Source organism: Mongoliimonas terrestris (genome assembly GCF_001927285.1).
GTDB lineage: Bacteria > Pseudomonadota > Alphaproteobacteria > Rhizobiales > Pleomorphomonadaceae > Chthonobacter > Chthonobacter terrestris.
Map to the genome: position 1 here is coordinate 213,305 of NZ_MSIG01000009.1, position 11,889 is coordinate 225,193.

11 protein-coding genes are annotated in these 11,889 nt (G+C 67.7%); 8 read left to right on the forward strand and 3 right to left on the reverse strand.

Annotated elements, in window-relative coordinates:
- Positions 1–300: 300 nt before the first annotated feature.
- Positions 301–1,665: a 30S ribosomal protein S12 methylthiotransferase RimO gene (gene rimO / locus BUQ68_RS14845; RefSeq protein WP_075216757.1), complete on the reverse strand. Its 1,365-nt coding sequence runs from the start codon at positions 1,663–1,665 to the stop codon at positions 301–303.
- 218 nt (positions 1,666–1,883) lie between these two features.
- Between rimO and BUQ68_RS14850 the strand changes: the two genes are divergently transcribed.
- The 8 genes from BUQ68_RS14850 to BUQ68_RS14885 all read left to right on the forward strand — a co-directional run bounded on the left by BUQ68_RS14850 (position 1,884) and on the right by BUQ68_RS14885 (position 9,653).
- The gene (locus tag BUQ68_RS14850; RefSeq protein WP_075216758.1) at positions 1,884–2,711 is read left to right on the forward strand and encodes a cyclase family protein; all 828 of its coding nucleotides are present in this window, start codon (positions 1,884–1,886) and stop codon (positions 2,709–2,711) included.
- A 53-nt stretch (positions 2,712–2,764) separates the two neighbouring features.
- On the forward strand, positions 2,765–3,172 hold the full coding sequence (locus BUQ68_RS14855) for a carboxymuconolactone decarboxylase family protein (RefSeq protein ID WP_075216759.1): 408 nt from the start codon (positions 2,765–2,767) through the stop codon (positions 3,170–3,172).
- A gap of 117 nt (positions 3,173–3,289) precedes the next feature.
- Positions 3,290–4,690 carry an aminodeoxychorismate synthase component I gene (gene pabB, locus BUQ68_RS14860; protein WP_075216760.1) on the forward strand — a complete coding sequence of 467 codons (1,401 nt, stop codon included), beginning with the start codon at positions 3,290–3,292 and terminating at the stop codon, positions 4,688–4,690.
- On the forward strand, positions 4,687–5,271 hold the full coding sequence (locus tag BUQ68_RS14865; RefSeq protein WP_075216761.1) for an anthranilate synthase component II: 585 nt from the start codon (positions 4,687–4,689) through the stop codon (positions 5,269–5,271). The genes pabB and BUQ68_RS14865 overlap by 4 nt, the downstream gene beginning before the upstream one ends.
- A complete protein-coding gene (locus BUQ68_RS14870) occupies positions 5,268–6,119 on the forward strand; it encodes an aminotransferase class IV (RefSeq protein WP_075216762.1) in 852 nt (283 codons plus the stop codon). The genes BUQ68_RS14865 and BUQ68_RS14870 overlap by 4 nt, the downstream gene beginning before the upstream one ends.
- Positions 6,120–6,256: 137 nt before the next feature.
- A complete protein-coding gene (locus BUQ68_RS14875) occupies positions 6,257–8,986 on the forward strand; it encodes a valine--tRNA ligase (RefSeq protein ID WP_075216763.1) in 2,730 nt (909 codons plus the stop codon).
- 107 nt (positions 8,987–9,093) lie between these two features.
- Complete coding sequence (locus BUQ68_RS14880; RefSeq protein ID WP_075216764.1) at positions 9,094–9,342, forward strand: hypothetical protein; 249 nt, start codon at positions 9,094–9,096, stop codon at positions 9,340–9,342.
- The gene (locus BUQ68_RS14885) at positions 9,339–9,653 is read left to right on the forward strand and encodes a type II toxin-antitoxin system RelE/ParE family toxin (protein ID WP_075216765.1); all 315 of its coding nucleotides are present in this window, start codon (positions 9,339–9,341) and stop codon (positions 9,651–9,653) included. The genes BUQ68_RS14880 and BUQ68_RS14885 overlap by 4 nt, the downstream gene beginning before the upstream one ends.
- Here the strand turns inward: BUQ68_RS14885 and BUQ68_RS14890 are convergent.
- Together BUQ68_RS14890 and BUQ68_RS14895 are read right to left on the reverse strand one after the other, a co-directional pair.
- Entirely contained in the window at positions 9,641–10,201 is a 561-nt protein-coding gene (locus tag BUQ68_RS14890; RefSeq protein WP_075216766.1) for a DUF447 domain-containing protein, read from the reverse strand. The two genes, BUQ68_RS14885 and BUQ68_RS14890, sit on opposite strands and share 13 nt — an antisense overlap.
- On the reverse strand, positions 10,201–11,760 hold the full coding sequence (locus BUQ68_RS14895; RefSeq protein WP_075216767.1) for a DUF6513 domain-containing protein: 1,560 nt from the start codon (positions 11,758–11,760) through the stop codon (positions 10,201–10,203). Before BUQ68_RS14895 ends, BUQ68_RS14890 begins: the two co-directional genes overlap by 1 nt.
- Positions 11,761–11,889: the final 129 nt, after the last annotated feature.

The following is an 11,889-nucleotide window of genomic DNA, read 5'->3' on the forward strand; positions in this document are numbered from 1 at the left end:
GACGAGGTCGGGGACGCGGGTGAGCGCCGGATGGGCAGTATCAAGTCGACCAGGGGGCATCTGCCTCAAGCGCCCGGATCGTCATGGTCCGCGCAGGCGGACCAGCCACGCTTTCTTGCGGGGCACCGGGCGAGCGGGAAAGGGAAATGCGTGGTTGGTCCGCCTGCGCGGACCATGACGGTCGTGGAGGGCAAAGGCTAAAGCGATACGGATTCGGGCGCCGAGCAACCACTCCAACGAGCCCGAACCGTCCCGACCGTCAGGGTACTCGACTGCGGACCATCCACACCTCCCGCGCCCTCACACCGCCGTGCCGTGGAGATCGTAGGCGTCCGCGTGGTCGATCTTGACGGTGACGATCTCGCCGGCGCGGATCGGGCGGCGGCTGGTGAGGTGGACGGCGCCGTCGATCTCCGGCGCGTCCCACTTGGAGCGGCCCTTGGCGACGGTGCCGTTGGCCTCGTCCACGATCACCGGGATGCGCTTGCCGACGCGCCGCTGAAGGAGTTTCGCCGAGATCGCCTGCTGGTGCGCCATCAACCGGTGCCAGCGGCGCTCCTGCACCTCCGGCGGCACGGCGGGCAGGCCGAGGTCGTTGGCGGTCGCGCCGGCCACCGGCTCGTACTTGAAGCAGCCGACGCGTTCCAGCTTCGCTTCGCTCAGCCATTGGAGCAGGACGTCCACGTCCTCCTCCGTCTCGCCGGGGAAGCCGACGATGAAGGTGGAGCGGATGGCAAGGTCCGGGCAGATGGCGCGCCACTTCTGGACGCGCTCCAGGGTCTTCTCCTGGTGGGCCGGGCGGCGCATGGACCTGAGCACCGACGGGGAGGCGTGCTGGAAGGGAATGTCCAGGTAAGGCAGCACCTTGCCCTCGGCCATCAGGCCGATGACCTCGTCCACGTGTGGATAGGGGTAGACATAGTGCATGCGCACCCACACGCCCATCTCGCCGAGCGCCTGCGCGAGATCGAAGAAGCGGGCGCGCACCTCCCGGTCCTTCCAGATCCCCGCCTGATACTTGATGTCCAGCCCGTAGGCGGAGGTGTCCTGGCTGATGACGAGTAGTTCCTTGACACCCGCCTTCACCAGCCGCTCCGCCTCGCGAAGCACGTCCACCACAGGGCGCGAGACGAGGTCGCCGCGCAGCTTCGGGATGATGCAGAAGGTGCAGCGGTTGTTGCAGCCCTCGGAAATCTTCAGGTAGGCGTAGTGGCGCGGCGTCAGTTTCACGCCCTGCGGCGGCACGAGATCCACGAACGGGTCGTGCCGGGGCGGCACCGCCTCGTGCACCGCGTTCATCACGCTCTCGTAGGCCTGCGGGCCGGTGATGGCGAGCACGTCCGGAAAGGCCTCGCGGATCTGCTCCGGCTCGGCACCCATGCAGCCAGTCACGATCACCCGGCCGTTTTCCTTCATGGCCAGACCGATCGCCTGCAGGCTCTCCGCCTTGGCGCTGTCCAGGAAGCCGCAGGTGTTGACGATCACCACGTCCGCCCCGTCGTGCCGGCGGGCGATCTCGTAGCCTTCCGAGCGCAGGTGCGTGACGATGCGCTCGCTGTCGACGAGCGCCTTCGGGCAGCCGAGGCTCACGAAGGAGATCTTCGGCGCGGCCTCGCCGGCGATGGGCGAAAGCGCGCCGGGTGCGGCGGTGTCGAGAGTGCTCATGGGGTCGGGGATCGTCTCGGGCGGGCGGACCCGCGGAAAAAGCTGCGGGATGGATGCCGGGCAAATGCGGCGGCGTCAAGAAAGATGGCGCGGCGGTCTGCACTCCGCCCGCCCGCCCTCATTCCCCATTGCCAATCGACGACCGCGGGCGGACACTCGCTCGCCATCAAACATCGTTGCGGATCAATGGTGTAACAAGATAACAGAGGGGCCTTTCCATGTGTGACCACTGCGTCATCGAAAGCGTGAAAAGCCGGATGCTGTCGCGCCGGTCGTTCTTCGCCGGCATGGCCGCCACGGCGGCGACGGCGGCTGTGGCAGCCGCCCCGGCGCCGGCCGCGGCGCAAACCGTGGCGGCGAGCGGCAAGCCGTTCGACCTGACCCACGAGCTGCATCCGGACTTCCCGACATTCTTCGGCACGCAGCAGTTCTGGATGGATCAGAAGTTCAATTGGGCCGAGCACAAGTTCAACCTGTTCGAACTCCGGGTGAACGAGCACACCGGCACCCACATGGACGCGCCGCTGCACTTCTCCGAGAACGGCATGAGCGTCGCGGAAATCCCGGTCGAGTCCCTCGTCGTGCCGCTCGCCGTCGTCGACATCCGCGCCAAGGCCGCCGAGAGCGCCGACGCCCAGGTGACGCCGGACGACCTGAAGGCCTGGATGAGCGCCAACGGTCCGCTGCCGAAGGGCTGCTGCGTGGCCATGAACTCCGGCTGGGATGCTCATGTGGCCACGGAGAAGTATCGAAACGTGGATGCCGAGGGCAAGGTGATGCACTTTCCCGGCTTCCACCTGGAAGCGGCGCAGATGCTGATCGAGGACGGCAACGCGGTCGGCATCGCGGTCGACACCCTGTCGCTGGACTTCGGCATGTCGCCGGACTTCGCCACCCACTACGGCTGGCTGCCGACCGGCCGCTGGGGCATCGAGTGCATCGCCAACCTCGCCGCCCTGCCGGCGGCGGGCGCCACCCTGGTGGTCGGCGCGCCGAAGCACCGCGGCGGCACCGGCGGCCCGAGCCGCGTGCTCGCCATCGCCTGACGATCCTGCCGGGCCGGCGCCCTTCGCCGGCCCGTTCCTTCCGGAGCCTTGCCATGTCGACCGTCCCCGTTCTTGCCGACGACGCCCTGTCGCCGGAAGCCGCCGCCGTGTTCGCCGACATCCGCGCCACGCGTAACACCGATTTCGTCAACAACTTCTGGCGCGCGCTCGCCAACGACCCGGCGCTTCTGAAGCGCACCTGGGAGAGCCTGAAGGCCGTGATGGGCCCCGGCGCGCTCGATCCGAAGGTGAAGGAGATGCTCTATGTGGCGGTCTCCATCGCCAACGGCTGCGAGTACTGCATCCGCTCGCACACCACCGCCGCGCGGGCGAAGGGCATGACGGAGGCGGAGTTCATGGAGCTCGTCGCCGTCGTCGGCATGGCGAGCGAGACCAACCGGATCGTCACGGCGCTGCAAGTACCGATAGACCCGGCCTTCATGGGCACGGGCGCCCGGTGACGCCCACCCGCGGCGCCGCGACGGCGCACCCTCTCGACAGGGTCCCTCCCGCCGCCTAGCTTCCGGTCTCATGATCGCGGGCGTCGAGGGCGCCCGGCACGCAAGGTCCCATTCGTCATGCTCGTCCGGACGCTGTCCCTGCGCGATCCCGTGGAGGCGGTGCGCCGTCTTTCGGGATTGCCGAACGTCACCTTTCTCGACAGCGCCATGGCGCACGCCACCCTCGGCCGCTTCTCCTTCGTGGCCGCCGATCCCTTCGCCACCTTCAAGGTGGAAGGCGGTGTCGCCACCTGGAACGGCCAGCCGGTGGCCGAAGGTGGGCCGGCGGCGCTCGCCGTCCTGAAGGGCAAGCTTGCCGAATACCAGCAGGCGAGCGTGCCCGGCCTGCCGCCCTTCCAGGGCGGCGCCGCCGGCTTCCTCGCCTATGATTTCGGCCGCGAGCTGGAGCGCTTGCCGACGCCGGAGACGCTGCAGCCCGGCGTGCCGCAGGTGCTTCTCCACTTTTACGACACGGTGCTGGCCTGGGACCATCGGGAGAACCGGGCCTGGCTCGTCTCCACCGGCTGGCCGGAGACGGACCCGGCCGCCCGCGACCGCCGCGCCGCCGCCCGGGCGGATGCGTTCGAGGAGCGGCTTTCCGCGCCGGGCCTCTTCACCGGCACGGGCGTCGGCACGGCGGAGCTCGCCTTCGCGTCCAACTTCACCCGGCCGGACTACGAGGCCGTGATCGCCCGCACGGTGGAGTACATCCTCGCCGGCGACATCTTCCAGGCCAACATCGCCCAGCGATTCGCCGCCCGGCTCCCGGCCGACTTCGACCCGTTCGCCTACTACCAGCGCCTCCGGGTGAAGAACGCCGCCACGTTCGCGGCCTGGCTCGACTACGGCCCGCTGAAGATCGCTTCGTCCTCGCCGGAGCGCTTCGCCCAGGTCTACGACGGACGGGTGGAGACGCGACCGATCAAGGGCACCATCCGCCGCTCCGCCCACCCGCTGGAGGACATGAATCTCGCCGGCGTGCTCCTGGATTCGGAGAAGGACCGGGCGGAGAACGTGATGATCGTCGATCTCCTGCGCAACGATCTCAGCCGCGTCTGCCGGCCCCACACGGTGCACGTCCCGGCGCTCAACGTGCTGGAGACCTATGCCAGCGTTCATCACCTCGTTTCCGTCGTCACCGGCGTTCTCGACGAGGGCAAGGACGTGGTGGACCTCCTCGCCGCCGCCTTCCCGGGCGGGTCGATCACCGGCGCGCCGAAGATCCGCGCCATGGAGATCATCACCGAACTGGAAAAGGTGGAACGCGGCATCTACTGCGGCTCGATCGGCTATCTCGGCTTCGACGGCGCGGCGGACACCAACATCGCCATCCGCACCGTGACCTTCGTCAACGGCGAGGCTATCCTGTTCGGCGGCGGCGGCATCACCGCGTTGTCGGACCCGGCGGCCGAATACGACGAGACCATCGTGAAGGCGTCACGGGTGCTTGCCACCTTCCGGCCGGAGGGCGGGGCATGATCCTGATCGTGGACAACTACGACAGCTTCGTCGGCAACGTCGCCCGCTACTTCCGCGAACTCGGCGAGGCGGTGACGGTCGTGCGAAACGACGCGCTCTCGGTCAACGAGATCCAGGGGCTGAACCCGCGCGCGATCGTGATTTCGCCGGGTCCGTGCAGCCCAAAGGAGGCGGGGATCTCCAATCCACTGATCCAGGCGCTCTCCGGACGCATCCCCATCCTCGGCATCTGCCTCGGCCACCAGTGCATCGGCGACGTGCTGGGCGGTCGGGTCGTGCGGGCCCGCGAACCCATGCACGGCCGCGCGTCGCTCGTCACCCATGAGGGCACCGACGTCTTCGCCGGCCTGCCCAACCCCTTGAAGGTGGGGCGCTATCATTCGCTGATCGTGGAGGTGGACGACCCCGAAAGCCCGCTGGTGGTGACTGCCCGGTCGGATAAGGGAGAGGTTATGGGTCTCGCTCATCGGGAACATCCGACCTACGGTGTGCAGTTCCACCCGGAATCGATTCTCACCGAAGGGGGACATGCCATGCTGGCCAATTTCCTGAAGCTGGCCGCGGAGCGGACGGGACGATGATTTCTCTCGACGGCGAGCTCGTCGAGGGCAGCGTCGCGCCGTTCGATCTGACCGACCGCGGCCTCACCCTCGCAGACGGGCTGTTCGAGACCATGACGCTGTTCGGCGGCACGGTCTTCCGCCTGGATACGCATCTCGATCGCCTGGACCACGGCCTGAAGGTCCTGGGCTTTGCGGTGGAGCGCGACCGGCTCTACGCGGACATCATCCGCATTGCCGGGCACGAGCCGCCGGACGGCGCGGTGATGCGCCTGACCGTCACCCGCGGGCCGGGCGCGCGCGGGCTCGCGCCGCCGGCCGATCCGATCCCGACGGTGATGATCACCCTCTCGCCGTTCCGACGCGAGCTGGTGTTCGAGCCGACGACGCTCTTCACCTCCTCCATCCGACGCAACGACGGCTCGCCGCTGGCGCGGCTGAAGTCGCTCCAGTACCTGGACAACGTGCTGGCGCTCCGGGAAGCGCTCTCCAAGGGCGCCAAGGATGCCCTGATGCTGAACGGACAGCTCCGCGTCGCCTGCGCGACGGCGGCCAACGTGTTCTGCATCACCGACGGCCACCTGTTCACGCCGCCGATCCGCGACGGCGTGCTGCCGGGCATCATCCGCTCCATCGTGCTGGCGACCGCCACCGAGCTTGGCCTGAAGCCGGTGGAGAAGTCGCTGACCGCCCGGGACCTCATCGCGTCCGGCACCGTCTTCCTCACCAATTCGGTGCGGCTGGTGCAGCCCGTCTCGGCCATCGACAACAGCCGGCTCGCCGGCGACGACGGCCTGATCCGCCGCGTGCTCGACCGGGTGCTCGATGTGATCGTGGCCGAGTGCGGGGTGGACCCCGTCCGCATGTGAGCCTCTCGGGCGGGCGGGCCGTCTCGGGACCGGTTCCGCGCCGCCTCGGCGGCCGGCTGCTTTCCGTTTGACTTGCCGGGGCTCATCCGGCTACCCGAAAGCCCCACGCGTCACCATCCGGACACACAGCGGCGATCATGCTGGACAAGACCTTCGAAGCGGCGGCCGTCGAGCCCAAGATCTCCCGCCTCTGGGAAGAGGCCGAAGCCTTCCGCGCTGGCCGCAGCGCCCTGCCGGGCGCGGCCTCCTACACGATCGTGATTCCGCCGCCGAACGTGACCGGCTCGCTCCACATGGGGCACGCGCTCAACAACACCCTGCAGGACATCCTCGTCCGGCTGATGCGCATGCGCGGGCGTGACGTGCTCTGGCAACCGGGCCTCGACCACGCGGGCATCGCCACCCAGATGGTGGTGGAGCGCCAGATGATGGAGCGCCAGGAGCCGGGCCGTCGCGACATCGGCCGCGCCGCCTTCGTGGAGAAGGTGTGGACCTGGAAGGGCGAATCCGGCGGCACCATCGTCAACCAGCTGAAGCGCCTCGGCGCCTCGTGCGACTGGTCGCGCGAGCGCTTCACCATGGACGAGGGGCTGTCGAAGGCCGTCCTCAAGGTGTTCGTCCAGCTTTACCGCGAGGGGCTGATCTACAAGGACAAGCGCCTCGTCAACTGGGACCCGAAGCTGCTCACCGCCATTTCGGACCTGGAGGTCGTCCAGACCGAGGTGAAGGGCAACCTGTGGCACTTCCGCTATCCGATCGAGGGCGAGACCTTCGATCCGGAGAACCCGGCCACCCACATCGTCGTCGCCACCACCCGGCCGGAGACCATGCTGGGCGACACGGCCGTCGCGGTGCACCCGGAGGACGAGCGCTACGCGGCGCTGGTGGCGCGCGGCGCCAAGGTGCGCCTGCCGCTCGTCGGCCGGCTGATCCCGATTGTCGCGGACGAGTATTCGGACCCGGAGAAGGGATCCGGCGCCGTCAAGATCACGCCCGCCCACGACTTCAACGACTTCGAGGTCGGACGGCGGCACGATCTGCCTAAGATCAACATCTTCGACGTGGAAGCGAATGTTGTTCTGAAGGACAACGCCGACTTCCTGGCGGGCCTCGCATCGACCGACGAACTTGCGGCGACCATCGTGGCGCTCGACGGGCGCGAGCGTTTCGCCGCCCGAAAGGCGATCGTCTCCATGATGGAGGAGCGCGGTCTTCTGGAGAAGATCGAGCCGCACACCCATATGGTGCCGCACGGCGACCGCGGCGGCGTGCCGATCGAGCCCTATCTCACCGACCAGTGGTATGTGAACGCGGCCGAGCTCGCCCGGCCGGCGATCGTGTCCGTCCGCGAGGGCCGCACCACCTTCGTGCCGAAGAACTGGGAGAAGACCTATTTCGACTGGATGGAGAACATCCAGCCCTGGTGCATCTCCCGCCAGCTCTGGTGGGGCCACCAGATCCCGGCGTGGTACGGGCCGGACGGCAAGGTGTTCGTTGCCGAAAGCGAAGCGGATGCCATCGCCGAGGCTGCCGCGCACTATGGTGCCGAGACGGCGCTCACCCGCGACGAGGACGTCCTCGACACCTGGTTCTCCTCCGCGCTCTGGCCCTTCTCCACGCTCGGCTGGCCGGACGAGACGCCGGAACTTGCCCGTTACTATCCGACCAACGTGCTGGTCACAGGCTTCGACATCATCTTCTTCTGGGTCGCCCGGATGATGATGATGGGTCTGCATTTCATGGACAAGGAGCCCTTCTCCGACGTCTACATCCACGCCCTCGTCCGCGACGAGAAGGGCGCCAAGATGTCGAAGTCGAAAGGCAACGTCATCGATCCCCTGAACCTCATCGACGAGTACGGCGCCGATGCGCTGCGCTTCACGCTGGCGGCGATGGCCGCCCAGGGGCGCGACATCAAGCTGGCGACGAGCCGCGTCGCCGGCTACCGGAACTTCGCCACCAAGCTCTGGAACGCCACCCGCTTCGCCGAGATGAACGGCTGCGCCCGCGTGGCCGACTTCGACCCGAGCGGCGTCACCGAGACGCTGAACCGCTGGATCGTCACCGAGACCGCCCGGGCGGCCCGGGACGTGACGGAGGCGATCGACGCGTACCGCTTCAACGACGCGGCGGCGGCGCTTTATCGCTTTGTCTGGAATGGCTTCTGCGACTGGTACCTGGAGCTTGCGAAGCCCGTCCTCACCGGCGACGACGGCGCCGCCAAGGACGAGGTGCGGGCGACCTGCGGCTGGGTGATCGACCAGATCCTGAAGCTCCTCCACCCCTTCATGCCCTTCATCACCGAGGAGCTCTGGGCGGCGACGGGCGCGTGGGGGCCCGCGCGGACCGAGATCCTGGCGCTCACCCGCTGGCCCGACCTGCCGCTCGAGGAATCGGATGCCGCCAACGAAATCAACTGGTTGGTAGACGTCATCTCCGAGATCCGATCGGTCCGGGCCGAGATGGGGCTCGCCCCCGGCATCCAGGTGCCGCTGGTGCTGGTGGGCGGGTCCGCCAAGGTGCGCGGCTGGGTCGCCACCCACACGGCGGCCATCCAGCGGCTCGCCCGGGTGTCGGAGGTCTCGCTCGCCGACGTGGCGCCGCCGCAGTCCGCCCAGATCGTGCTCGCCGACGGCGTGGTGGCGCTGCCGCTCGCCGGCGTTGTGGATCTCGACGCCGAACGGTCCCGCCTGATGAAGGAGGAGACCAAGCTCGAGGGCGAAATCGCTCGTATCGACAAGAAGTTGTCGAACGAGCAGTTCATCGCGAAGGCGCCCGAGGAGGTGGTCGAGGAGGAGCGGACCAAGCGGGAAGGCTATGTGGAGCGGCTGGCCAAGGTTCGGGAGGCGCTGAAGCGGCTCCGGTGAGAAACGCAGAAGACGGGAGAGCGTTTTCGTTCCCCAGGACAATGCGCTTCCGCGGTTGGCGTTCGGGCTCGTTTCTGGCACTCTGACGACGATGAGGAGCGTTCTTCATGGGAACGATGGTCGAACTCGACGAGGCGTCCGCGGAAGCGGCTCGGCGGCTGGTGGATGAAGGCCGCTTTGCCTCGGTGGAGGATGTGGTCGGCGAAGCCATGATGGTGCTTCGTCGGCAAGAAACCGAGCGTTGGCTGGAGAATCTCTCTGAGCAGGCAGACCAGCAAATCGCTGCTGGCGAGTATTCGTCTGTCGACGATGTTCGAGGTCGTCTGCAGAAGCGATCTGAAGTGTCGGGTGCGTGAAGAAGCGCCGGGTAATATTAATCCGGAGTGCCGAACAAGACTTAGCCGCCATCCACGCATGGATTGAACGTGACAATCCGATGGCCGCCCTCGCGGTGACTGACCAATTGCTGCGGCGCTGCGAAGCGCTCGGCCATGGCGCCGAGCGATTTCCGGTGCTTCGGAGCACGCGCCCGCTTCGATTACGTAAACTTGTCGGAGGTCCGTACCTTATCCTCTATCGGATCGACGTTGATGTCGTTCAGGTGATCAAGATTCTTCACGGCCGGCAAGACCTCGTCGCCATTCTCGACAATCTTCAGCGGCGGTAATGCGCTTCGATCTTCTCCACGATCCAGTCCCAGGCTTCCTGTTCTTGGGCTCCTGCGCATTTTTCTACCGCGATCCGCAAATATTCGATCTCGGTCTCAACCTTTTCTTGTGGCAGCATGCCGAGGCGGGTGGAGAGGATGGCGGCTTCCAGGACGGCGGCTTGGGCGCGGTTGTAGCCGACGAAGGGGCGGTGGGCGGCCTGGTGGAGGACGCGGCAGCGGAATCTTGGCCTAAGCTCATGATCGACAAAGGAAATCGCCTCCAGCTCCAGGTGGCCGGTGGTGTCCTTCAGGCGAACGCCGTCGATCACGTCGGCGGGCACCGTCTCGACCACGTCGCGGCCGGTCAGGAGGCCGGCGATGACGCGGACGTCGGATGGGGCGGAGACCGTAAGATACGGATGCCGCTCGACATTTTCGATCGCCGGAGAGGGCCGGAAGGGCAGGAAGATCCAGTCCTCGCCGTCCTGGTGGAGGCCGTAGGGGCGGACGTGGAAGCTGCCGTCCGCGTTCTTCGTGGCGACGATGGTCTCCAGGATGAAGGGCATCAGCGGGGCTCCCCGTCGGTCGGCGAAGGGGCGGTTTTCGGGGACAAGTTGTTGCGATTGTCGCCGGTTTTGTCGTCGATGTCGCCGGATGTAGCGCCCGTTTGTAGCGGCTTTGTAGCCGCTGTAGCGGCTATGTCGCTGTCCTTGTCGTCCTTCTTGGCCTTTCGGCCCTTCAGCGTGTGGCCGGCCTCCTGCAACCGCGTGCGATCCTCCTCGCGCCGGTCGGCGGCTATGCCCCAGTCGAGGGGATTGTCCTGCGCGTAGCGCTTGCCGAGGGCGAAGGCGATCTCGGCCTTCTGGAGCTCGGCGCCGAGATAGAAGGCGTGGCCGCCGTCGGTCTCCACGCCGAGGTGGGGGAAGAACTCGAAGGCGTCCGTGTCGATGACGTGGATGTCGCGGTTGTAGATGTGCACCCCGTCCTCGGCGACCTCGATGCGATAGTTGCGATCGCGCACATCCTTTTTGAGGTCGGCGATCCCCTGCGGCGTGTTGGCGAAGGGCTTGCGGTCGTGGAGGCCGAGGAGGGCGGTGGAATAGCCCTTGGGCAGACCGCCGTCCCGCTTTGCGGCGTACATCATGCGCCGGGCGGCGTCGTGCTCGTGGACGGTCCGGCGGGTGTGCGGGCTGACCTGGACGATGAGGACGCCGGAGATGGAAAGCTCCGAGCAGATGCCGAGCAAGAGGGTGGTGATGCCGCCGGTGTCGGCCTCGGTCAGTTCGGTGAGGTTGCCGGTGCCCATCAGCATTCGTGCGTTCGGCATGCGCCGGCGGAATTCGTGATAGCGGACGAGGCTTTCGGTGAAGCCGAAGTGGATCGGGTCGAGGATGGGATCGGCCAGATAGGGCAGGCCCCAGGCGTCCATGCGCTCGGCGGCGCGGATGAGACTCTCCAGGTCGCCGGGCGTGGCGGGTACCAGGATGGGCACGGCGGCGATGTCGCGCGCGCGGTCCACGGTGGTCTCGTTGAGGGAGAGGAGATAGTCGGCCCCGGCGCGGGCGCCGAGCATCAGCTCGTCCACGTTCGCGCTGTCGACGGAGACCTTGAAGCCCTCGGCCTTCAGGGTGCGGATCAGCTCTTCCAGGTGCGGGAAGGGCGTGTCGGGCAGGCAGCCGATGTCGATCACGTCGGCGCCGGCGGCCCGGTGCGCGTGGGCGCGGCGGACCACGTGGTCGATGGAGGATTCCGGCGCCTCCACGATCTCGGCGAAGATCATCAGCTCGTGCTGGGAGAGGTCCGCCTCGCGGGCGCCGCGGCCGAAGAACTGCGGCAGGTCCACCACCTCGTCGGGTCCGCGGAGGACCGGCATGCCGAAATGGGCCGAGAGGGCGTCGAGGTCGGCGCGGCATCGGCCCGGGAGGACGACGCGGGTGGCGCCGGCCGGCAGGGTGACCCGGCGGCGGATGATGTCCTCGGTCATCAGGGCGGCCACCTTCACGCCCACGTCGACGATGGAGTAGGCGAAGGCCGCCTGCAGCCCCGCCATCACGGCCTCCACTCGCGGATGGGCGAGGTGGCCGGTGAGGAGGACCACGTGGTCGGGGGAGGCGCTGTCCGTCATGGGGGGCGAGGCTGTCCGGTGATGCGGAGTGGGTGGCGCGGTCGTTCGCCCGGACCTTCCACGGAATGGGGGGTGGTCGCAAGGGGATGGGAGGCCGCGCGGGGGGCGGGGGGGGGGGAGCGGGTGGGG